This window comes from Lysobacter sp. BMK333-48F3, from assembly GCF_019733395.1.
Taxonomy (GTDB): Bacteria; Pseudomonadota; Gammaproteobacteria; order Xanthomonadales; family Xanthomonadaceae; genus Lysobacter.
This window is the reverse complement of sequence record NZ_JAIHOO010000001.1, coordinates 4,751,261-4,775,171: the sequence shown is the minus strand read 5'-3', so window position 1 is coordinate 4,775,171 and position 23,911 is coordinate 4,751,261. Positions and strand designations below refer to the sequence as shown.

Sequence of the window (23,911 nt, the reverse complement as noted above, 5' to 3'; positions counted from 1 at the left end):
GGTCAGGCGACGGGCGCCGGTGCGGTCGGGGCGGCGGCGTCCGCCGCGCGCAGCTTCGGCGTGCTGCGCTCCAGCGGCGGACCCTTGTCCAGTTGCGGGAAATGGCCGAGTTGTTCGATCCGCCACGGCGTGGCGTTGCCGCTTTCCCAGGCCTTGAACGGCAGGCCGAATTCGCGGCACAGGAACTGGATGACGAAGCGGCCGGTCGAGGCAGAGCGGATCAGGCCGCCGCCGCCGACCCAGTGTCCGGCCATCGAGAACCCGCCCAGGCCTTGCAGGCGCATGCGGTCCTTCTTGACCAGGTCGGCCATCAGGTCGTCGGCCTCGGGCGACTTCCAGGCCAGGATCGCGCCCTTGTAGTTGCCGGTGTAGCGCTCGGTCGAGGCCGGCGTGCCGACGTCGACCAGGCGGATCCGCGCGCCCAGGCCCGGATGGCGGCGTTCGAGGAACTCGCGCACGAACTCGGCGACCTGGCGCTTGAGCGCCCAGTACTGTTTGCGGTCGCTGCTGCGCAGGCGCTTCCAGTAGTCGTAGTCGCTGAAGTAGGTGCAGTGCAGGATCGAGTGGCCGGGCGGGGCGAAACCCTCGCAATAGCGCGAGCGCAGCTGCACCACCAGGCTGCCCTGGACCGCGCCCGGCAAGGCGTCGGCGTCCTGCGCCGAGAGCAGGTAGGTGGTGCTGTGCGGCGTGTCCGCGGGCAGGTCGCCCTCGAAGCCGACGAAGGCCGAAACCACGCCGGGATAGCGCTCGCCGGGTCGGTCGAGGACCTGGTCGTAGAGCTTGTCCACGCGCGGGTTGCCGTACTTGCCGTCGAGCAGGCTGCGCAAGGCGGTCAGGCCGTCGCAGGCGGCGATCACGTGGTCGGCGTAGTGGCGCTCGCCGTTCTTGAGCTCGATTCCGACCGCGCGTCCGTTCTCGACCAGGATCCGGCTGACCCGGGCACGGTAATCGATGCGTCCGCCCAGTTCGAGATAGCGCGACTCGATCGAGCGCGACAGCCCGAGCGAGCCGCCCTGCGGAAAGCCGACGTTGCCGTTGTGCGCCTCGGCGATGTTGTACAGGTAGGGCACCAGGGAGAAATTGCCAGGATCCTGGAAAAAGATGTTGCGCAGGCCGCGGCGCAGCAGCGGGGCCTGGAAGCGATCGGCGAAATCGTTCATCTGGGTCGCGCCGTTGCGCCAGAACAGCCGGAACGCCGGCAGCACCTGGCGCAGGGTGGCGTACTTCTCGCGCCAGTTCTCCAGCGGCGGCGGGGTCAGGAACGGATGCAGGGCCATCCGGGTGAAGCGGCGCAGGTCGTCGCAGAACTGCCGGATCAGCGGCGCGTCGATCGGCGACAGGTCGATCAGGTGGCGCTCGAGCCGGTCGGGATCGTTGTAGAAGGTGACCGAGCGGCCTTGCTCGTCGCTGACCGTGTTGAAGCTGTCGAACAGGCGGATCGACTTGCCGTCGAGCGCGCCCAGTTCGCGCCAGACCCGGTTGGCGTCGTTGCCGGCCGCGGTGCCGTTGAGCCACTCGATGCAGTAATCGAAGATGTAGCCCTGGCGCGACCAGGCGGTGCAGCAGCCGCCCGGCAGCACGTGCTTCTCGAAGATGCGCGTCTCCATGCCGCTCATCTGGCCGTAGCAGCCCGAGGCCAGGCCGGCTACGCCGGCGCCGATCACGATCACCCGCGGCTTGTCGCCGGGGCCGCGGGCGCGCGCCTCCCAGCGCGGCCCGTCGGCGGACTTGCCGCCGGCGCGCGCCGGCGGCTCGGGACGGTATCCGGAATCAGCCGGCATCGCTGACCTCCCCGACCAGAATGCCGCGCGCCAGCGCGGCGTTGAGGGCGATGTAGTCCTGGTCGAGCATGTCGGCGTGCTTGCCGAAGCCCTTGAACACCTCGGTGCGGGTGGTCGAGCTGCCGTGCCAGGTGCCGCGGTGGCCGGTGCCGTAGAACACCACCTTGTCCTCGTCGGAGATCACGCTGACCGGCGCCGAAACCATCCCGGTGTTCGGGGTCTGGCTGCAGAAGCGGATGTAGTCCTTGGCCTGCTGCAGGGTCTCCTCGGCGACGATCTCCGAGCCGGTGTGCTTGCGCAGGTGCTCGCTGAGCTCGCGTTCGAAGGCTTCGAAGTGCTCGTTGCCGAGCTCGAACGACTCCGGAATCCGGTACGAGTCCATGATCACCACGTTCGGCACCTCGCGGCCGCGGCGCTCCAGTTCCTTGGCCACTTCGAAGGCGAGGTTGCCGCCGAGCGAGTAGCCGAACAGAGTGCAATGGCCGTCGGCGTGGATGCTCTCGATCAGGTCGGCGTAGCTGGCCACCTTCTCGTCGCCGAGGATGTAGTTGAACGAAACGAATTCGTACTCGGGCAGGTGCACCGCGAGCTGGCGGTAGACCAGGCCGTGGCCGCCGGCCGGCGGGAAGCAGAAGATGGTCGGGCCGTGGCCGACGTTGAAGCGCAGATAGGGCTGGGCGCCGGCGATGCGGCCGGTGCTGATCGCCTCCACCGTCTTGGCCATGCCGTGCAGGGTGGTGACCTTGAACAACTGGCTGACCGCGATGGCGATGTTGAACTCGGTCTGCAGGTTGTAGATCAGTTCGATCAGCTTGATCGAGCTGCCGCCGACCTCGAAGAAGTCGTCCTGCAGTCCCACCTGCTCCAGCCCGAGCAGGCGCTGCCAGTGCTCGGCCATGCGCAGCTCGAACAGGGTGGTCGGCGGCTCGAACTCGGCCGCGCCGGCGTTGGCGTCCGGCGCCGGCAGCGCGGCCAGGTCGACCTTGCCGTTGGCCGACAGCGGCAGGGCGTCGAGCTGGACGAAGCGCGCCGGGATCATGAAGGTCGGCAGGTAGCTGGCCAGGTGTTCGCGCAGCGCACGCCAGTTCAGCCGTTCGCCGGCGTCGGCCGGCACGCAGTAGGCGCACAGCGAGGCTTCGCCGCGGCCGTCGTCGCGCACGGTCAGCACCGCCTCGCGGATCGCCGGCCAGGCGGCGAGCTGGGATTCGATCTCGCCGATCTCGACCCGGTGCCCGCGCACCTTGACCTGGCTGTCGACGCGGCCGATCAGCTGCACTTCGCCGGACGCGCTCCAGCGCGCCAGGTCGCCGCTGCGATACAGCCGGCGCAGGCGGCCGTCGCCGAGTTCGAGCTCGACGAAACGCTGCTCGGTCTGGGCGTCGTCGCCGACGTAGCCGGCGCTGACGCCGCCGCCGCCGATCCACAGCTCGCCCGGCACCCCGGCCGGCACCGGCTGGCGGTGCGCGTCGAGGATGTACAGCGCGCTGTTCGGGAACGGACGGCCGATCGGCACCATCCGGCTGGGGTCGAGGTCGTCGGTCGGACCCTCGAAGTAGGTGCTGTCGATGGTCGCTTCGCTGAGGCCGTAGGAGTTCACCACCCGGCTGGACGGCCCGGCCAGGGCGCGCAGGCGCCGGTACTCCTCGACCTTCCACACGTCCGAGCCGACCGCGAGCAGGCGCATGAAGTCCAGGCGTCGGCCTTCGCGTTCGCAGTAGTCCATCACCGAACGCACCACCGCCGGCACGAACTCGGCCGCGTCGACCTGCTCGTCGAGCATGGTCCGGTACAGGCGCTCGGTGTTGAACAGCAGCTCGCGCGGCACCAGCACCAGCTTGGCGCCGGAGCACAGCGCCCGCACCAGGTCGCCGGCGAACACGTCGAAGGAGAAGCTGGCCATCTGCAGATGGGCGCCGGTCTCGCTCAGGCGGTACTCGCGCTCCCAGCCCGCGTAGGCCGAGGCCAGGTTGGCGTGGGTGACCCGCACCGCCTTGGGCTTGCCGGTCGAACCGGAGGTGTAGATCACGTAGGCGGCAGCCGACGGCGATACGGCCAGGTCCAGCGTCGAGGCATCGGTGTCGGCGTCGGCGATCAGGTGCAGGTCGTCCGGAGTCAGCACGTCGCCGTCCCAGCCGGCCAGGCGCGCGCGGCGGCTTTCGTCGACCACCGCGAACCGGGCCTGGGCGTGGCTGGCCATGTAGGCCAGACGCTCGGCCGGGTAGTCCGGATCCAGCGGCAGGTAGGCGCCGCCGGCCTTGAGCACCGCGAGCAGGGTCACGATCAGTTCCGGCGACTTGTCCAAGCACAGCGCCACCACCGTGCCTTCGCCGACGCCGAGCTCGATCAGCTTGCGCGCCAGGCGGTTGGAGCGCCGCTCAAGTTCGCCGTAGCTGAGCTGGCGCACCGCGCCGGATTCGCTCGGCGCCGATACCGCGACCGCGTCCGGCCGGGCCCGGGCGACGTCGCCGATCAGTTCGTGCACCGGGCGCGCGGCTTCGACCGTGTCGGCCGCGCCGCTCCACTGCTCCAGCACCGTGCGGCGCTCGTCGTCGCCGAGCAGGCGCAGCCGGGCGATCGAGGTCGAGGCCGCGGCGCGGGTCAGTTCATCGAGTAGGTTGACGTAATGCCCAGCCAGCCGCTGCATGGTCTGCGGCAGGAACAGGTCGGTGTTGTACTTGAACACGCAGTGGAAGCGCTGGTCGGCCTCGTCCTCGTAGGCCGACAGGGTCAGGTCGAACTGGCCTTCTTCTTCCGGCAGTTCGATGTACTCCAGGCGGTAGCCGTACTTCTCGGTCGCGACCTTGTGCGCGAGCAGGATGAACATCGCCTGGAACACCGCCGAGCGGCTCGGGTCGTGCTGCAGGCCGAGCTTCTCGACCAGCAGCACGAACGGGTATTCCTGGTTGTCCAGGCCGTTGAGGACGATGCGCTGCACCTGCGCTAACAGTTCGGCGACGCTGGGCTGCGAAGCCAGGTTGACGTGCAGCGGCAGCGGGTTGACGAAGTAGCCGTAGACCTGGGCGAACTCCTCCTGGGTGCGGCCCATGACCGGGCTGCCGACGATCACGTCGTCCTGGCCGGTGTAGCGGTGCAGCAGCAGGTAGTAGGCGCTCAGCAGCACCATGAACACGGTGACGCCGTTGTCGCGCGCCAGCTGGTGGATGCGCGCGCTCAGCTCGGGGTCGAGGGCGAAGAACTCCGACGCGCCGTTATGGGTCTGCACGATCGGGCGCGGCTTGTCGGTGGGCAGGTTGAGGATCGGCACCTGCGCCGGCAGATGGTCCTGCCAGTAGTCCAGCATCTTGGCCGCGTCGCGGGTGGCGAGGAAGCGGTTCTGCCAGTTGAGGAAGTCCAGGTAGCGCGCGCGCACCGGCGCCAGCTGGACCTGTTCGCCGCGGCGCAGGCCCTCGTAGATCGACAGCAGTTCCTCGATGAAGGTGAAGGTGGAGATCGCGTCCGAGATGATGTGGTGGACGGCCTTCATGATCACCCAGCGGTCCTTGCCGCGCTTGAACAGACGGAAGCGCACCAGCGGATCGTGTTCGAGGTCGTAGGGCTTGCGGTACTCGCGGATGATCTGCTGGTAGACCTCGTCCCAGGGCTTGTCCTGGACGTCGAACAGGGCCAGGTCGTGCTTGCCCTCGGCCGAGATCTTCTGCACCGCATGGCCTTGGTCGAGCATGAAGTTGGCGCGCAGGCTGGGATGGCGAGCGATCAATCGGCGCACCGCTTCGAACATCAGTTCCGGCTCCAGTTCGGTGCGCACCTCGACCGCGCCGCCGATGTTGTAGGCGAAGCCGTCGGGGTTGAGCTGCTTGAGGAACCACAGCGCGTTCTGGTTCTGGGTCAGCGGATAGCGGGTTTCGTCGCTGTGGGCGACGAAGCCCGAGGCGTCGCTGTCGCCGCCGTCGCCGGCGACCAGTTCGGCCAGGCCGGCGTAAAGCTGATCGCCGAGGGTGCCGATCGAGCTGCTGCTGAGCAAGGTGACCACCGGCAGGGCGACCTTGAGCTCGGTGTGGATGCGCGCGCGCAGCTCCATCGCCAGCAGCGAGTCCAGGCCCAGCGCGTTGAGGCTGGCGTCGGTGTCGATCTGCTCGCTCTTGATACGCATCACCTGGGCGATCAAGGCGTGGAAGCGTTCGTCGAGCAGGCGCCGGCGGGTGTCGCCGTCGGCGGCGCGGAAGGTTTCGACGAAGCTGCCGCGCTCGCCGCTGTCGGCGCCGGCACCGTGCTTGGCCAACTCGCTCACCAGCGGCGGCGGCGAGGCGTACCAGGCCAGGAAGATCGGCCAGTCGACCACGGTCGCGACCAGCAACTGGGCGCGGTCCTGGCCGATCACGCGTTCCAGCACGTCCATGCCGGCGTCGGGCGAGAGCGAGCTCATGCCGCGGCTGTTGCGGTAATGGTCGATCAGGCCCAGCTCTTCGATCATGCCGGTGGCCCACGGGCCCCAGTCCAGGCTCAGCGCCGGCAGGCCGAGCGCGCGGCGGTGATGGGCGAGGGCGTCGAGGAAGGCGTTGCCGGCGGCGTAGTTGGTCTGGCCGGCGGTGGTCACCAGCGAGGCGATCGAGGCGAACAGGACGAAGTGCTCCAGCGGCTGGTCGATCAGGTGCCGGTGCAGCAGCCAGCCGCCGATCACCTTGGGGTCGTAGACCGGATCGAAGGCGTCGCGGGTCATTTCGCCGAGCAAGGTGTCGCGGACCTGGCCGGCGAGGTGGAAGGCGCCGCGGATCGGCGGCAGGTCGCGCTGCTTGTAGTCCTGCAGCCAGGCGGCGAGCGCGCCCTCGTCGGTGATGTCGAGCTGGGCCAGGATCGGCTCGGCGCCGAGCAGCTCCAACTGCTTGATGAAGCGCACGTTGCGGCCGACCGCGCTGGCCGGATCGGTGTCGCTCCATTGCGCGCGCGGCGGCAGCTTGCTGCGGCCGACCAGGATCAGCTTGCGCGCGCCGCGCTTGACCAGGGTGCGGCAGAGCAACCGGCCGAGCGCGCCGAACGCGCCGGTGACCAGGTAGGCGCCGTCGGCGCGCAGGCGCAGCGGCAGCGGCCGGGTCAGCGCGTCGGCCGGCTGCAACCGGCTGGTGTAGCGCTTGCCGTCGCGCAGGGCGATTTCGTCTTCGTCCTGCTGCAGCATTTCGGCCAGCAGGGACTCGGCCTCGGCGCGGCGCGCCGCGTCGGCGGCTGCGCCGGTTGCTTCGGCGGCGGCCTGCAGGTCGATCAGCTTGCCGCGCTGGGCGACCAGTTCCTGGTACCACAGCACTCGGCCGATGCCCCAGGCCGGCGCGCCCAGCGGCTCGACGTCGTCGCGGTCGGCCACCGCCTGCGCGGCGCGGGTGACGATGTGCAGGCGCGCGTCGGGCTGCGAGGCCAGCAGCGACTGGCTCAGCGCGATCAGCGAATAGGCGCCGCGGGCGTTGCCGGCCTTGAGTTCGGTCGCATCGACCTGTTCCAGATGCGGCTGGTCGAGATTCCACAGGTGGACGACGCGGGCGAACTCGCCGGCGCCGGCCTTGGCCAGATCGGCGAACAGGCGCTGCAGATCCTTGAACGCGCCCGGCACCACGGCCGACTCGCGCAGATCCTTTTCCAGCTTGTAGCGCTTGCCCGGGCGGACCAGGTGCACGCGCTCGCCGCGCGCCTGCGCCAGTGCGGCCAGTTCGTCGCCGACGCCCTGGGCATCGGCGAGGATCAGCCAGCTCGGCGTCGCGGCGCTGCCGTCGACCGCTTCGTCCGCGACCGCTCCGTCTGCGGTCGCGATCGGCGCCAGCTCGACCCAGCGGGTTTCGGCCAGCCAGTTGTCGATCGTCGCCAGGTTCACCTTGGCGCTGGCGTTCTCGACGTTGGCGGCGCGGAAGCCGGCGACGTAGCCGAGCGGGGCGCCGTGCTCGTCGTAGACCGCGATGTCGCCGATCAGTTCGTCGCCGCCGTCGTGGCGCACGCTGGCGTGCACCCACAGGGCGCGGTCGCCGATCGCGTCGGTGCGCACCTCCTCGATCGACAGCGGCAGGCGGATGCCGCTGTCGGCGGGGCCGTCCTCGGCCTGCTGCAGGATCTGCGGCGTCAGCAGGGTCTGGAAGCAGGCGTCGAGCATGGCCGGGTGGAAGTGGTGGTCGGCCGCGCCGCCCTGCAGGCGTTCGGTCGGCACGATCCGGGCCAGGGCCTCGCCGCGGCCGACCCAGACCTCTTCGATGCCCTGGAACGCCGGGCCGTAGTGATAGCCCATCCGCGCCAGCGCGTCGTAGCAGGCCGAGCGCGCCAGGAACAGCGGGCTGCGCTCGCGCACCGCGCGCACGTCCAGCGCCGCGCCGCCGCGCCGCCCCTGGCTGGCGCGCACGCTGCCGCTGGCGTGAACGGTGCGGTCCTGACCGTCGGCGGACAGACTGGATACGTGGAAGCTGGCGCCGTCGGAGGCGAACGACAGCTGCACGGTCGCGGCTTCGGCCTCGGGCAGGAACAGCGCCTTGCGCAGTTCGATGTCGGCGATCGCGGCGCCGTGGCCGCCGGTCAGCGCGCGCACGGCCTGGGTCGCCATTTCGATGTAACCGGCGGCGGGGAACAGCACGTTGCCCTGGATGCGGTGGTCTTCCAGGTAGGGCATGCGTTCGGCGTCGAGCTTGGCTTCCCAGGTCGGTTCGGCCACCGCCATGCGCCGGCCGAGCAGGGCGTGGTCGAGTTGGCCGAGGCGGACCTGTTCGACCGGACGCGGTTCGACCCAGTAGCGGTCGCGCTTGAACGGATAGCGCGGCAGCGGCAGCGGGCGGCCCAGCGCATGCAGCGCGTTCCAGTCGATGCTCGCGCCGAGGTTGTGCAGGCCGGCCAGCGAGGCGGCGAAGCGCGCGGCCTCGTCTTCCTGGCGGCGGATCGAGGGCAGGCTGCGCGCGCTGGCGCCGCGCGCGGCGAAGCATTCGTTGATCGAGTGGCCGAGCACCGGGTGCGGGCCGATTTCCAGGAACAGGTCGTAGCCGTCGTGGGCCATCTGGTCGATCGCGGCGCGGAAGCCGACGCTGTTGCGCACGTTCTCCCACCAGTAGCCGGCGTCGAGTTCGTGGCCGGCGGCGATGCCGGGCTTGGCGGTCATGTACAGCGGCACCTGCGCCGGATGCGGCGCCAGGCCGTCCAGCGACTCCAGCAATTCGTCCTTGATCAGGTCCATCTTGGCGCTGTGGTAGGGCACGCGCACGCTCAGGAACTTGGCGAACAACTGCTCGGCCTGCAGCTTCTCGGCCAGTTCGGCCAGGGCGTCCTGGTCGCCGGCCAGGGTGATCGCGGTCGGGCTGTTGACCGCGGCGACCGAGACCCGGTCGCCGTAGGGGCGCACCCGGCGCAGGGCTTCGGCTTCGGTCAGGCTGACCGCTAGCATGGTGCCGGTGTCGACCAGCTTCTGCTGCAGGCGGCTGCGGTGCACGACCACCCGCACCGCCTGCTCCAGGGTGTAGACGCCGGCCTCGTAGAAGGCCGCGACTTCGCCGGTGCTGTGGCCGACGATGGCGTCCGGGCGCACGCCCTTGGCCCGCCACATCGCCGCCAGGGCGATCTGCACGGCGAAATTGGCCGGCTGCGCCAGCCAGGTCTCGCTCATCTTCGACTCGGCTTCGGCGGCGTTCATTTCGCCGATCAGCGACCAGTCGACGTGCTTGGCCAGTTCGCGGTCGCAGCGCTCGATGACCTCGCGGTAGACCGGCTCGTTCTCGAACAGCTGCCGGCCCATCGCCCACCATTGCGGGCCCATGCCGGTGAACACCCAGGCCAGCTTCGGCGGCGTCGCCCGGCGCTCGTCGGCGACCAGGTGCGGGTGCGCCTCGCCGGCGGCGAACGCGGTCAGGCGTTCGCGCAGCGACTCGCGGCTGTCGTAGACCACGCCCAGGCGCGATTCCAGGTGCTGGCGGCGGTGGGCGAGGGTGTAGCCCAGATCGCCCAGCTCGATGCGCTCGTCGCCTTCGCGCTCCAGTTCGCGGGCGATGCCCGCGGCCAGGGCCGGCAGCACCGAGGCGTCGCGCGCGCTCAGCGGCAGCACGTTGTAGCCGCCGGCGGCGCGGCCGGCGCTGTCGCCTGCAGCGACGGCCAGCGGCGCCGGCAGCGGCGCTTCCTCCAGCAGCACGTGCGCATTGGTGCCGCCGAAGCCGAACGAGTTGACCCCGGCGCGGGCCGGGCCTTCGTGCGCCGGCCACGGCGTGACCTGGGTCGGGATCTTGTACGGCATCGAGGCCAGGTCGATGTCCGGGTTGACCGTCTGCAGGTTGATGTGCGGCGGGATGGTCTTGTGCTTGAGCGCGAGCGCGGTCTTGATCAGGCCGGCGACGCCGGCGGCGGCCTCGGTGTGGCCGATGTTGGTCTTGACCGAGCCGACGTAGCACTCGTCGCCGGGCTTGCGCCCGACCGCCAGCGCGCGGCCCAGCGCCTTGGCCTCGATCGGGTCGCCGACCGGGGTCGAGGTGCCGTGCGCTTCCATGTACTGCAGGCTGCCCGGCACGATCCCGGCTTCGCGGCAGACGCGTTCGATCAGCGCGACCTGGGCGTCGGGGTTGGGCACGGTGATGCCGTTGCTGTGGCCGTCCTGGTTGACCCCGGTGCCGACGATCACCGCATAGATCGGGTCGCCGTCGCGCACCGCGTCGTCCAGGCGCTTGAGCGCGACCAGGCCGACGCCTTCGGCGCGCACGTAGCCGTTGGCGGCGGCGTCGAAGGTGCGCGACTTGCCTTCCGGCGACAGGAAGCCGCCCTTGGTTTCGGCGATGGTGTACTGCGGGGTCATGTGCAGCAGGGTGCCGCCGGCCAGGGCCAGGCTGGTCTCGCGCCGGCGCAGGCTCTGGCAGGCCAGGTGCACCGCGACCAGCGAGGAGCTGCAGGCGGTGTCGATCGACAGGCTGGGGCCGCGGAAGTCGAAGCAGTACGAGATCCGGTTCGACGCCATCGTCATCATCGTGCCGGTGGCGGTGTGCGCGGCCAGGGTCTCGAAGCTGAGATCGGCGAACTGGACGATCTTGTAGTCCAGGGTGAAGGCGCCGACGAACACGCCGATGTCGCGGCCGGCCAGTTCGGCCGGCTTCTGGCCGCCGTCCTCCAGCGCTTCCCAGGCCACTTCCAGCAGCTTGCGCTGCTGCGGATCCATGTAGTCGGCCTCGCGCGGGCTGATGCCGAAGAACGCCGGATCGAATTCGTCGAAGCCCTCGATGTAGCCGCCGCGGCCGCCGACCAGGCGGCCGGGCTTGCTCTTGTCGCGGCTGCCCAGGGTGGCCACGTCGTAACGGTTGAGCGGCGTATCGGTCAGGCAGTCCTTGCCTTCGATCAGGTTCTGCCAGAAGCCGCGATGGTCGCAGGCGCCGCCGGGCAGGCGGCAACCGATGCCGACGATGGCGATGCGTTCGAGCGGCTCGTGCGCCTGGCCCGCCGCGGCCTGCGCGGCGGCATCGGCGGCTGCGGGCGCGGCGCCGTCGGCGTGGTCGCGGAGGGAGGCGTTCTTGCTGGGGTCCGTCATGATCGAGTCCTTGTTCTTTACGTCGGGCGACGCCGGGGAGGTGAGGGACGGGCGATGAAAGTCGTGGCGCTACCGCGCGCCATTCGGTAACGCAGCGCTCAGGGCGCGCGCTTGGTGCGCGGCCGCAGCGGATGGATCAGGGTCGAGAACACCGCGCCGGTGCGCGGAAACGAGCCGGGATCGAACAGGCCGATCCCGCGCGGCCGCCGATCCGGCCGCCAGGTGTAGCTGCCGAACAGCCGGTCCCAGATCGACAGGTCGGAGCCGAAATGACCGGCTTCGCTGCGGTCGCAGCTGTGGTGCATGCGGTGCAGCTCGGGACTGGCGAGCAACTGGTTGAGCCAGCCCAGGCGCACGTCGATGTTGGCGTGGACGAAGTAGCCCTGGGCGATGACGAAGATGCCGACCGCGTACAGCGACGGCGCCGAGAAGCCGGCCAGGGCCAGCGGCAGCTGCACCGCGAACTGCGACAGCACCACGTCGAACACGTGGTTGACGCCGTTGTTGGCGACGTTGACCTTGTCCGGCACGTGATGCACGCCGTGAAGGCGCCACAGCAGCGGGATGTCGTGGCCGGCGCGATGGATCGCGTAGCTGGCCAGCGAGCTGAGCAACAGCGCGAGCGGGATCTCGGCCCACAGCGGCAGCGCCGGATCCAGCGGCGACAGCGCCGCCACCGCCGCCGCGACCGGCAGCTGAGCGAACGCGCCGGCGCTCACGGTGAGCACGAAATAGACCGCGTACAGGCCCCATTCGCGTCCGCTGGGCTGCCATGCGCGCTGGTACGGAATAATAAATTCGAGAATCGCCAGATAGAAAATAGTGGCGAACACGAAGCCGAAACTGGCCGGACCCGGATCCCAATCCAGAATCAGGCCGGCGCCGGCATAAGTAACTACCGCCAGCATCAGCAAAGGATGGGCGATATAACGCAGGAGCTGGCGCCACCGCCGCGCCGGTGCGACCGCCGTCGTCTTTACGCAGGCGGCGTGAAAAGGCGGTGAAATGGAAACTTCTAGTTTCTGGTCACAATTTTCTACCGCGACGCCAATCACCATTCGTTCGGAATCCGTAGGCGCGCTCATGAAAGTATTTTCGCAATATTCTGGAATATGCGCGGCGAATCCGGTGCGGCGCGCGGTAATCGCCGCGGATATGCGGCATGTTCTTCGCAAATTGTTGATTTTATGGTGTTTATGCCTGACTGCCGAACGTCCATGCGAGCCTCAGGGGTGACCAAGGGCGTCAGCTGACGCACGCGGTCAGGGCGTGGTCGCTGTTTGCGGAGAAGGGGATTTGTCGCGAATGCCGATTTTCTCGGGCGGCTAATAATCGACGCTAGCCCGAGCCGCAGTCAAAGGCGCAGTCCCGCTGGGCGAGTGACGCTGATCATTCTTTGGAACATTGATTCCCAAGTGGGAAATATTATGTGCTGGTATTGGTGGGCCGAATCGCCGCCGGCGCCGATGCGAGCCGCCCGCGCTGGCACCCAATAATGACGCCCGCACGTCAGCCGCGTGACGAATATCGCCGCGCGCGGGTGCGGCCGGGATTTTTCATAACAAGGAGTCAGGACGATGCAGTTGGCGACAGAGCGCGTTATCGAGGTCAAGCACTGGAACGACAGCCTTTTCAGCTTCCGCACCACCCGCGACCCCGGCTTCCGCTTCGACAGCGGCCACTTCGTCATGGTCGGCCTGGAGGTCGAGGGCCGGCCGCTGATGCGCGCCTACTCGATCGCCAGCGCGCACTACGAAGACCATCTGGAGTTCTTCAGCATCAAGGTGCCCGACGGTCCCTTGACCTCGCGCCTGCAACACATCAACAACGGCGATTCGATCCTGGTCAGCCGTCGGCCCACCGGCACCTTGGTGCTCAACGACCTCAACCCGGGCAAGCGCCTGTACCTGCTCGGCACCGGCACCGGCCTGGCGCCGTTCCTGAGCATCGTCCGCGACCCGGCCACCTACGAGCGCTTCGAGACCGTAGTGCTGGCGCACGGCGTGCGCCACGTCAGCGACCTGGCCTACGCCGATTTCCTCGAGCGGGAACTGCCGGCGCACGAGTTCCTCGGCGAGGCGGTGCGCCGCCAGCTCAAGTACTACCCCAGCGTGACCCGCGAGCCGTTCCGCAACCGCGGCCGGATCACCGACGCGATCGCCGACGGCCTGATGGCGCAGACCCTGGGGTTGCCGCCGCTGAACCCGGCCGAAGACCGGGTGATGCTGTGCGGCAGTCCGCAGATGCTCGACGACACCTCGACCCTGCTGGAAGGGCGCGGTTTCAAGCCTTCGCCGCGGACCCGCGAGCCGGGCGACTTCGTGATCGAGCGCGCCTTCGTGGAGAAGTGACCCGGCCGCGCGCTGCCCGCCGCTTCCTTTCATCTGCGCCACCGCCGTCGCCGCCGCTGCAGGCGGCGCGGCGCTGCGCCCCTGCCTGAGGATTCGCACCATGAGTCGCACTGCCACGCCGGTCAGTCTGATCGGCGCGCCCACCGACGTCGGCGCCGGCGCGCGCGGCGCGCGCCTGGGACCGGAAGCCCTGCGCATCGCCGGACTGACCGAGGCCCTGCGCGGCCTCGGCCTGGACGTCGCCGACCGCGGCAACCTCGACGGCCCGCCCAACCCCTGGTCGTCGCCGGTCGGCGGCTACCGCCATCTCGACGAGGTGGTGGCCTGGAACCGCAACGTGATGGACGCGGTCGCCGCCGAACTGCGCGAGGATCGGGTGCCGATCCTGCTCGGCGGCGATCACTGCCTCGGCCTGGGCTCGATCACCGCGGTCGCCCGCCATTGCCGCGAGCGGCGCAAGAAGCTGCGCGTGCTGTGGCTGGACGCGCACGCCGACTTCAACACCCACGAGATCACCCCGACCGGCAACATGCACGGCATGCCGGTGGCCTGCCTGATCGGCATGGGGCCGCCGTGCCTGACCCGGCTCGGCGGCGAAGCGCCGGCGATGCAGGTCGGCGAGATGCGCCAGATCGGCACGCGCTCGGTCGACCCCGGCGAGAAGCAGCTGATCAAGCAGCTCGGCCTGCCGGTGTACGACATGCGCCGGATCGGCGACATCGGCATCAAGCGGGTGATGGAGGAGGCGCTGGACGGCATCGACGCCGACACCCATCTGCACGTCAGCTTCGACGTCGACTTCCTCGACCCCAGCATCGCCCCCGGCGTCGGCACCGTGGTCGCCGGCGGGCCGAACTACCGCGAGGCGCAACTGGCGATGGAGATGATCGCCGAGAGCGGCTGTATCGGCTCGCTGGATATCGTCGAGCTCAACCCGATCCTGGACCGCGACAACCACACCGCCCTGATCGCGATCGATCTGGTCGAGAGCCTGTTCGGCAAGTCGACGTTGGCGAGGGCTTGAGGGCTTTAGGGCGGGAATGGGGAATCGGGAATCGGGATTGGGCGGTGGGAGGGCGGCGCTTGCGCCGCGGCTAGGGTCGCGGCGATCCGCTGTTCGGGCGGCGGATGAGGCTGGCCGCGCCTGTTCGCTGCTGCATGCTTGCCCAGCGCCCGGTCCGATCCGAACGTTCGTACGAATGCGCGCTTATACCCCTGAGGACTGCGTTCCGCGCGACGCGGGTGTTGCGCCGCGGCACGCTGGTTGTGATCGTCGTGCTAGTTTCGACGGCACGGCCGCACGCACGCTTCAGCACGGCGGCCGCCATCGCTTCCGAATTACGTAACGATCTGTGATGCGAGCCGCTCCGGATGCCACGACGCCGCGCGTCGCGGCCGCGGTCCGCGTCGCCGAACTCGAATCGTCGTTCGCCATCAAGGGGAAAAACTCAATGATCGCTCGCCCGCCGGCCCGTAGGTCCCTGTCTTTGGCCATCGCCTTGAGCATGGCCGCGTTCGCCGCGAACGTGCAGGCGCAACAGGCGCCGGCCGCCGCGGAGGATACCGAGGCCAAGACCCTGGCCGGACTGACCGTCACCGCGCAGAAGCGCGAGGAGGCGATGCAGGACGTACCGATCGCGATCACCGCCCTGCCGGAACAGCTGATCCAGGACAGCGGCGTGCGCGACATCAAGGATGCGCAGATGCTGGTGCCGGGCCTGACCGTGACCAGCACCCAGAGCGAGGTGCAGACGGTGGCGCGCATCCGCGGCATCGGTACGGTCGGCGACAACGCCGGCCTGGAGTCCTCGGTCGGGGTGGTCGTCGACGGCGTGTACCGGCCGCGCAACGGCGTCGGCTTCGGCGACCTCGGCGAGATCGAGCGGATCGAGGTGCTGAAGGGCCCGCAGGGCACGGTGTTCGGCAAGAACACCTCGGCCGGTGTGATCAGCGTCATCACCCGTCGGCCCAGCTACGACACCACGCTGGAAGGCGAGCTGACCATCGGCAACTACGGCGCGCTCGGCGCCGCCGCCTCGTTCAATACCGCGATCGGCGAAAACGCCGCATTCCGCATCTACGGCGCCAAGCGCAAGCGCGACGGCTTCACCGACGTCGAGATCGGCCGCGGCCCGCGACGCGAGCGCGAAGACGGCGACCAGAACTTCCACACCGTCCGCGCCCAGTTGCTGCTCGAGCCGACCGAGAACCTGGACATCAACCTGATCGCCGACTACACCAGTCGCGAGGAGAACTGCTGCGTCGGCCTGACCACGGTGCGCGGCCCGACCGCGGCGATCATCAACGCCCTGGTCGGCGGCGTCGGCGTGGCGCCGGTGGCCGACCCGTTCGCGCGGGTGGCCTGGAGCAACCGGCCGACCACCCAGGACATCAAGGACAAGGGCGTGTCGGCCCAGGTCGACTGGATCACGCCCTGGTTCGGCGGCGCGACCCTGACCTCGATCACCGCCTCGCGCGACTGGCAGGCGATCAACGGCCTGGACTTCGATTTCACCGCGGCCGACATGATCTACCGCAACCCCGACTCGGACGAGTCCTTCACCGGCTTCAAGCAGTTCAGCCAGGAGTTCCGCCTGACCGGCGCCACCGACAAGCTGGACTGGATGGTCGGCCTATTCTATTCCGACGAAGACCTCAAGCGCCACGACTCCTACAGCCTGGGCGCGCACTACGAGCCTTACCTGTCGACCGCGGTGCTGAGCCAGATCGCCGCGCGCTTCCCGGCCGGGGTGGTCAACACCGCCAACGCCGCGACCTTCCTGTCGCAGGCCAGCGGGCGGCCGTTCGGCAGCAACTTCGGCGGCCTGGGCGCGCTCGATCGCTACGACCAGAACAGCAAGAGCGTGGCCTTGTTCACCAACAACACCTGGCACGCGACCGACGCGCTGGATATCACCTTGGGCCTGCGCTACACCAAGGAGAACAAGGAACTGGACTCGGTCTACAGCAATCCCAACGGCGGCCTCGGCTGCGGCGCGGCGATGGCCAACCCGGCCCGGGTCGGCGCGGCCCTGGCCGCGCGCGGCGTGCCCGCGGCGGCGCGCGCGGCGCTGGTCCCGCAAGTGATCGGCTTCATGTGCCTGCCCTGGGCCAACACCTTGCACAACGGCCGCACCACCAACCAGGAGCGCGACGAGAAGGAATGGTCGGGCACGCTCAAGGCGGCCTACCGCTGGAACGAGCACGTCATGGGCTACGCCTCGGCCGCGCGCGGCTACAAGGCCGGCGGCTTCAACCTGGACCGGGTGCAGTCTTCCAACGGCCTGTCCTCGGGCACCGCCGGCATCGCTCCGGTCAACGACACCTCGTTCCCGGGCGAGTTCGTCGACAGCTACGAGCTCGGCGCCAAGACCACCTGGGCCGGCGGCAACCTGCTGCTCAACGCGACCTTGTTCCACCAGACCTACAGCGACTTCCAGCTCAACAGCTTCCTCGGCACCAGCTTCGTGGTGCGCTCGATTCCGGAAGTGGTGTCGCAGGGCATCGACACCGAGATCCTGTGGCAGACCGGGCTCAAGGGGCTGATGCTGCAGGGCGGGTTGATGTACGCCGACACCCGCTACGGCGACGACCCGCTGCCCGACGCCGACCTGGCCAAGTTGCCCGGCTCGCGCGCCAGCTTCGCGCCGCTGTGGTCGGCCTCGGCCTCGGCGACCTACCAGTGGGACTTCGGCCCCGACCTGGTCGGCCGCGCCCACCTCGGCGCCAAGTTCTCCTCTGACTACAACACCGGTTCCGACCTCGATCCGGAAAAGGGCCAGGACGCCTACACCGTGGTCAACGCCCGGCTCGGCATCGGCGCCAAGAACCGGCGCTGGATGGTCGAGGCCTGGGCGATCAACCTGACCGACGAGGAATACAAGCAGGTCGGTTTCGACGCGCCGCTGCAGACCGGCTCCTGGAACGCTTTCCTCGGCGCCCCGCGCACCTATGGCGTCACCCTGCGGGTCATGTACTGACCGCACCGCGGCGCGACCGGGCCTTCCGGTCGCGCCCGCTTCGCTCGCCTGATCGAGCCGCTTCCCCCTGTAGGAGCGGCGTCCCACAGGGATTTCCTTCGGTCACAAGCCGCGACCACGGGACGCGCAGAAGATCCAAGGCCGACGTCATCGATCGAAGCCCAAGGCCATCGCCTGTAGGAGCGGCGCAAGCCGCGACCGCCATCCCGCCCGTTCGCCGCGTCTTTGTCCTGTGCCCCTGTAGGAGCGGCGTAAGCCGCGACCGCGCTGCTGCGGTCTCGCGCTGTCTGTCGTTCGAAGGCTTCGAAAGCTCCAAAGCTCCAAAGCTCCAAAGCTCTAAAGCTCTAAAGCTCTAAAGCAGAGCTTCCGTCCGCAAGCGGCCGGGTCACTTTCTTTGTCCAAGGCGACAAATAAAGTAACCAAAGAAAACGCCATTCCTGTTTCGAATCAAGAGCCACTATCGGACGAGGTTTTCGCGGGGCTGCTCCGCACAGGCCATCCCTGGCCTGGTTGCGCACGGCCCGCATCCCTGCGGGCCGCCCTCCGGGGCTTCAGGGCGTTCTCGCGAGGCCGGTTCTGCGCCAAGCTCTTTACGGCAACGGCAACGGCAACGGCAACGGCAACGGCAACGGCAACGGCAGGCGCAACGATGTCGCTTTCCGGGTAGGAGCCGCGTCCCACGGAATTTCCTACGGTCACAAGTCGCGACCACGGGACGCGCAGAAGATCCAAGGCCGACGCCATCGATCGAAGCCCAGGGCCATCGCCTGTAGGAGCGGCGCAAGTCGCGACCGTTATCGTTCAATCTAGCCGCGTCTTTGTCCTATGCCCCCAGTAGGAGCGGCGTAAGCCGCGACCGCGCTCTTGCGGTCTCGCGGCGTTCGTCGTTCGAAAGCTCCAAAGCAAAGCTTCCGTCCGCAAGCGGCCGGGTCACTTTCTTTGTCCAAGGCGACAAAGAAAGTAACCAAAGAAAACGCCATGGCTGTTTCGAATCAAAAGCCACTATGGGACGCAGCTTGCGCGGGGCTGCTCCGCACAGGCCATCCCTGGCCTGGCTGCGCACGGGCCGCATCCATGCGGCCCGCCCTCCGGGGCTTCAGGGCGTTCCCGCGAGGCCGGTTCTGCGCCAAGCTCTTTCCGGCAACGGCAACGGCAACGGCAACGGCAACGGCAACGGCAATGGCAATGGCAACGGCTGATGCGACGTTGTTGTTTCACGGGTCGGAGCCGCGTCCCACGGGGATTTCCTTCGGTCACAAGCCGCGGCCGCGCGGTTGCGGTCTCGCGCCGTCAGCCGGGCAGGGCGCGGTTACTGCGCTCAGGCCCGGCGCGACCGGCGACCCGGCCAGTCGCCCCACCCAGCAAAGCCCGCCGCGCCGCGCCGGCTATAGTGGCGGCCATGACGCCCGAGACCTCCGATCCCGCCCTGCAGGCGCTCGCCGCCGGCATCGGCGAAGCCGCCCGCCTCAATCACCACATGCTGGTCACCGCCGAAAGCTGCACCGGCGGCTGGATCGCCAAGACCCTGACCGACATCGCCGGCTCCTCGGCCTGGTTCGAATGCGGCATCGTCGCCTACAGCTACGAGGCCAAGCAGGCCCTGCTGAGCGTGCGCCCGCAGACCCTGGAACAGTTCGGCGCGGTCAGCCGCGAGACGGTGATCGAAATGGTCTCCGGCGCCCTGGCCAACACCGGTGCCACCGTCGCGGTCGCGGTCACCGGCATCGCCGGGCCCGGCGGGGGCACCGAGGACAAGCCGGTCGGCACGGTCTGGCTGGCCTGGAAGCGCCGCGGCGGCTACCCGCGCGCCGAAGCCTTCCATTTCGACGGCGACCGCGAGGCGGTGCGGCGCCAGACCGTCGCTGCGGCGCTGCGCGGGCTGGAAGCGCTGACGGTCTGAGCCGGGCAGGGCAGGCATCGTCGAGGCACTGCGGCGAGACCGCGCGGCGTGCCCGGCGATCGCGCCGCGCCAGGTCGCGGCGCGCCTGCCGGCCGAGGGTCTCGGCCAAATTCGACTGTGTTATCCGGCCCGACGCCGCACCCCGACGCCGCCGGCACCACTGCGGTCGGCACGCCTCGGCGATGCGCGATTCCCGTCAATCCAGCGCGCGTTCCCACACCTGCCCGACCAGGTCGTGGCCGAAACTGCGGTGCGGGTTCTCTTCGATCAAGGCGAAACCGCAGGCCTGGTAGATGCGCCGCGCCGAGGCCAGGACATCGTTGGTCCACAGCCGCATTCGCGCATAACCGACCTCGCGGGCGAAGCCGAGGCAGGTATCGACCAGGCGCCGGCCCACTCCCAGGCCGCGCGCGCGCGGATCCACCAGCAGACAGCGCAACTGGGCCACGGTCGGGTCGTCGGCATGGGCGACCAGGAACACGCAGCCGACCCGTTCGCCGTCGATGTCGGCGATCCAGCAGCGCTCGCGGGCCGGGTCGTGGCGCGCGGCGAATTGGGCGAACAACTGCGCCACCAGCGCCTCGAACTCGTGGTTCCAGCCGTACTCCTCGGCGTACAGGCGGCCGTGACGCTCGATCGCCCAACCGATGTCGCCGGCCGCGTGCGCGCGGATGCGCAAGCGCTGCGGCGCGGGCAAGGCGTGCGGGGTCAGCGCGCGCTCGGCTTCGGCGATGGCGCGCAGCAGACGGTCGCGGTCCAGCGGCGACAGCGCAGCCAGCATCGCCGCGGTAGCGGCGTGCGAACTGCGGTCGAGCGCGGCGAAGGCGCTGCGGCCCGAGCCGGTCAGGCGCAGCGCGAAGCTGCGCGCATCGTGTTCGCTGCGCTGCTTCTCGACCAGCCCGGCGTCGACGAAGGCCTGCACGATCCGGCTCAGATAGCCCGGATCCAGCCCCAGCGTTTCGCCGATTTCGCGCGCCGCCACCGGTTCGCGCTGGGCCAGTTCGAACAGCACCCGCGCCTGGGTCAGGGTGTAGGGGCTGTCGAGCAGGTCCTCGCGCAGCACGTCGATGCGGCGGGTATAGAAGCGGTTGAAGGCACGGACGGCATCGACCTGGGCGGGTGCGATTTCGGGGGGCATGGCGGCGGCTCGCGAGGAGGGCGGGACGCCGCCAAATTGCAGGATATATTTGACTTAGTCAATTAATTCGCGGACGAGCGGCCTTGCCCGCCTCGTGAGTTAGTAGTATTACTACTAACCATGAGCCTGACCGACACCCAGCAAGCCATCCTGGCCCTGATCGCCGAGCGCATCGACGCCGAAGGCCTGCCGCCGTCGCAGACCGAGATCGCCAAGGCCTTCGGTTTCAAGGGCGTGCGCGCCGCGCAGTACCACCTCGACGCGCTCGAGGCGGCCGGCGCGATCGAACGCGTGCCCGGCCGCGCCCGCGCCATCCGCGTTCTGCAACCGCCGCCGCCGGCCCAGCGCGAACTCGGCCTGGCCCCGGCCAACGAAGAAGCCCTGCGCCTGCCGGTGCTGGGGCGGGTCGCGGCCGGCGCGCCGATCGGCGCCGGCGCCGGGGTCGAACCCGACGATTACGTCCTGCTCGACCGCAACATGTTCTTCCCGTCGCCCGACTACCTGCTCAAGGTCAAGGGCGATTCGATGCGCGACGAGGGCATCTTCGACGGCGACCTGATCGGCGTGCACCGCACTCGCGACGCGCGTTCCGGCCAGATCGTGGTCGCGCGCATCGACGACGAAATCACCGTCAAGCTGCTCAAGATCGGCAAGGACCGCATCCGCCTGCTGCCGCGCAACCCCGACTATGCGCCGATCGAGGTCCAGCCCGACCAGGACTTCGCGATCGAAGGCCTGTACTGCGGGCTGGTGCGGCCGAACCGTTGAGCCATGGGCTGCGCCGATCCCGCCTACGACCGCTACGGCTCGCCGCGCGATTACGCCGCGGTGCATGCCGCCGATGCCGCGCAGCGTGCGCTGGGCGCGGTTTCCTGGGCCGCGGCGCGGATAATTCCGACCCTGGACGCGGCGGTTTCCCGGCAGTCGGCACCGGCCGGCGCAGATAACTTGAATCCAGGCGCCACGATCTCAGTCTCTGCGATACGAGCCCTCTAACGTACCCCCACCACGACAAGACTTAGCAAGGACACCACGATGGACGAGAACAAGAAGCGCGCGCTTGCGGCGGCCCTGGGCCAGATCGAGAAGCAGTTCGGCAAGGGCTCGGTGATGCGCATGGGCGACCGCGCGGTCGAGGCCGCCGAGGTCGTCGGCACCGGCTCGCTGATGCTCGACATCGCCCTGGGCATCGGCGGCCTGCCCAAGGGCCGCGTGGTCGAGATCTACGGTCCGGAGTCCTCGGGCAAGACCACCCTGACCCTGCAGGCCATCGCCGAGTGCCAAAAGAACGGCGGCACCGCCGCCTTCATCGACGCCGAGCACGCGCTCGACCCGATCTACGCCGCCAAGCTCGGGGTCAACATCGACGACCTGCTGGTCTCGCAGCCCGACACCGGCGAGCAGGCGCTGGAAATCGCCGACATGCTGGTGCGCTCGGCCGCGGTCGACATGGTCGTGGTTGACTCGGTCGCCGCGCTGACCCCGAAGGCCGAAATCGAAGGCGAAATGGGCGACCAGCTGCCCGGCCTGCAGGCCCGCCTGATGAGCCAGGCGCTGCGCAAGCTGACCGGCAACATCAAGCGCTCCAACGTGCTGGTGATCTTCATCAATCAGTTGCGTATGAAGATCGGCGTGATGATGCCGGGCCAGAGTCCGGAAACCACCACCGGCGGCAACGCGCTGAAGTTCTACGCCTCGGTGCGCCTGGACATCCGCCGCATCGGTTCGATCAAGAAGGGCGACGAGATCATCGGCAACCAGACCAAGATCAAGGTGGTCAAGAACAAGCTGGCGCCGCCGTTCAAGCAGATCGTCACCGAAATCCTCTACGGCGAGGGCATCTCGCGCGAGGGCGAGCTGATCGACATGGGCGTGGACGCCAAGCTGGTCGAGAAGTCCGGCGCCTGGTACAGCTGCGACGGCGAGCGCATCGGCCAGGGCAAGGAGAACGCCCGCCAGTACCTCAAGGAAAACCCCGAGATGGCCGCGCGTCTGGAAGCGGCGCTGCGCGAGAAGTTCGTCCCCGGCGAAGCTTCGCGCAGCGAAGAAGGCGAGGACTGAGCGGCCTAGCCGGCGACAGCGATGGCGGCGGATCGTCATTCCTCCGGCGGCCGCGGCGGCCGCAGCGACGCGCCGGCGGGGCAGGGCGACCTCCCGCCGGATGCCGACGCGGCCGCGGCGCGGCGGCGCGACGATTTGCGCGCGCGGATCCGCGCGATCGAGGCCGGGCGCTCCGCTCAGGCCGCGTCGGGTGAGCACGCCGGCACACGTCTGGCGGCGTCTTCCGATGAGTTCGCGGCCGACGGGCTCGTGGCCGACGAGCTCGTCGGCGATGGGCCTGCCCGGTCTGCCGACGCCACTTCCGCCCCCGGCGACGCGGGCGGGCCCTCGGCGGCACGAGCCCATCGCCCGGCACCGCGTACGGCGCAGTCGGCGCCACCTCGTGCGGGCGCCGCGGGCCGGGACGTCGGGGTGCCGGTTCGCCCCCGGCCGCAGCCGCACCCGTTCGCAGATCCGGAGCCGGCGTGGTTCGATGCCGACGCGTCCGGCGGCCTACGCTCCGCGGCCGGCCCCTCCGGCCTGGATTCCGCAGCGGCCAGCGAACCGGATCAGGGCTTCGATCCCTCCGTCGGCGACGCGTCCTTCGTCGGCCTGTTCGACGACCAGCCGCTGCGGCGCGAGCGTCGTCGCGGCGGCCGCGAACAGAGCCCGACCCAGCGCGCCCTGGGCCTGCTGACCCGGCGCGAGCATTCGCGCAAGGAGCTGACCCGCAAGCTCAAATCCCGCGGCCTGGACGCAGGCGAAGTGGATGAGGCGGTCGACCGCCTCGCCGAAGCCGGCTGGCAGAACGACGAGCGCTTCGCCGAAAGCCTGGTCCGCAGTCGCGCCGGCAACGGATACGGGCCCCTGCACATCCGTGCCGAACTGGCCACCCACGGCCTGCCCGCCGAAGCCATAGCCGCGGCCCTGGCCGCCTACGAGGGCGACTGGCTCGAGAACGCCCGCGACCTGGTCCAGCGCCGCTTCGGCGAGGCGCATTGGGCCGATCCCCGGCTGCGGCGCAAGGCCGCCGACCTGCTGCTGCGGCGGGGCTTCGATGGCGAAACCGCGCGTAATGCGAATCGTTCCCGAGACCCGGACTGAACGCCCGGACACTTTTGTGTCGAACCCTTGCGCATTAGGGCCCGCAGCCTGCTAGGCTTACCGGCTTTCGGGTCCCCGGGTTGCCTGTTCCAGTCGATGCCTCCATAGATGGTGGCATGGGTTCGGTCGAGCGCCGCGCTCCCGA

General features: G+C 69.3%; 11 protein-coding genes. 7 read left to right on the top strand and 4 right to left on the bottom strand.

Features of this window, described 5'->3' with window-relative positions; genetic code table 11:
• Positions 1-2: 2 nt before the first annotated feature.
• From K4L06_RS20525 to K4L06_RS20515, 3 genes are all read right to left on the bottom strand, one after another.
• Positions 3-1,781, bottom strand: coding sequence for an NAD(P)/FAD-dependent oxidoreductase (locus K4L06_RS20525; protein WP_221673146.1), 1,779 nt, complete (start codon positions 1,779-1,781; stop codon positions 3-5).
• Entirely contained in the window at positions 1,771-11,253 is a 9,483-nt protein-coding gene (locus K4L06_RS20520; protein ID WP_221673145.1) for an HSAF biosynthetic non-ribosomal peptide synthetase/polyketide synthase, read from the bottom strand. The genes K4L06_RS20525 and K4L06_RS20520 overlap by 11 nt, the downstream gene beginning before the upstream one ends.
• A gap of 98 nt (positions 11,254-11,351) precedes the next feature.
• On the bottom strand, positions 11,352-12,161 hold the full coding sequence (locus K4L06_RS20515; protein ID WP_221673144.1) for a sterol desaturase family protein: 810 nt from the start codon (positions 12,159-12,161) through the stop codon (positions 11,352-11,354).
• Between the two features lie 669 nt (positions 12,162-12,830).
• Between K4L06_RS20515 and K4L06_RS20510 the strand changes: the two genes are divergently transcribed.
• From K4L06_RS20510 to K4L06_RS20495, 4 genes are all read left to right on the top strand, one after another.
• Complete coding sequence (locus tag K4L06_RS20510) at positions 12,831-13,604, top strand: ferredoxin--NADP reductase (RefSeq protein ID WP_221673143.1); 774 nt, start codon at positions 12,831-12,833, stop codon at positions 13,602-13,604.
• A gap of 100 nt (positions 13,605-13,704) precedes the next feature.
• Positions 13,705-14,628, top strand: a complete 924-nt coding sequence (gene rocF, locus K4L06_RS20505; RefSeq protein WP_221673142.1) for an arginase — start codon at positions 13,705-13,707, stop codon at positions 14,626-14,628.
• Positions 14,629-15,091: 463 nt separating this feature from the next.
• Complete coding sequence (locus K4L06_RS20500; RefSeq protein ID WP_255595369.1) at positions 15,092-17,584, top strand: TonB-dependent receptor; 2,493 nt, start codon at positions 15,092-15,094, stop codon at positions 17,582-17,584.
• 1,399 nt (positions 17,585-18,983) lie between these two features.
• Positions 18,984-19,484, top strand: a complete 501-nt coding sequence (locus K4L06_RS20495) for a CinA family protein (RefSeq protein ID WP_221673140.1) — start codon at positions 18,984-18,986, stop codon at positions 19,482-19,484.
• A gap of 196 nt (positions 19,485-19,680) precedes the next feature.
• On the opposite strand, the gene K4L06_RS20490 is transcribed toward K4L06_RS20495, so the two are convergent.
• Positions 19,681-20,622 carry a helix-turn-helix domain-containing GNAT family N-acetyltransferase gene (locus tag K4L06_RS20490; RefSeq protein ID WP_221673139.1) on the bottom strand — a complete coding sequence of 314 codons (942 nt, stop codon included), beginning with the start codon at positions 20,620-20,622 and terminating at the stop codon, positions 19,681-19,683.
• A gap of 120 nt (positions 20,623-20,742) precedes the next feature.
• On the opposite strand from K4L06_RS20490, the gene lexA reads away from it, so the two are divergent.
• The 3 genes from lexA to recX all read left to right on the top strand — a co-directional run bounded on the left by lexA (position 20,743) and on the right by recX (position 23,766).
• On the top strand, positions 20,743-21,390 hold the full coding sequence (gene lexA / locus K4L06_RS20485) for a transcriptional repressor LexA (RefSeq protein WP_221673138.1): 648 nt from the start codon (positions 20,743-20,745) through the stop codon (positions 21,388-21,390).
• A gap of 267 nt (positions 21,391-21,657) precedes the next feature.
• Positions 21,658-22,683, top strand: coding sequence for a recombinase RecA (recA, locus tag K4L06_RS20480; RefSeq protein WP_221673137.1), 1,026 nt, complete (start codon positions 21,658-21,660; stop codon positions 22,681-22,683).
• A gap of 591 nt (positions 22,684-23,274) precedes the next feature.
• On the top strand, positions 23,275-23,766 hold the full coding sequence (gene recX / locus K4L06_RS22680; RefSeq protein ID WP_255595753.1) for a recombination regulator RecX: 492 nt from the start codon (positions 23,275-23,277) through the stop codon (positions 23,764-23,766).
• Positions 23,767-23,911: the final 145 nt, after the last annotated feature.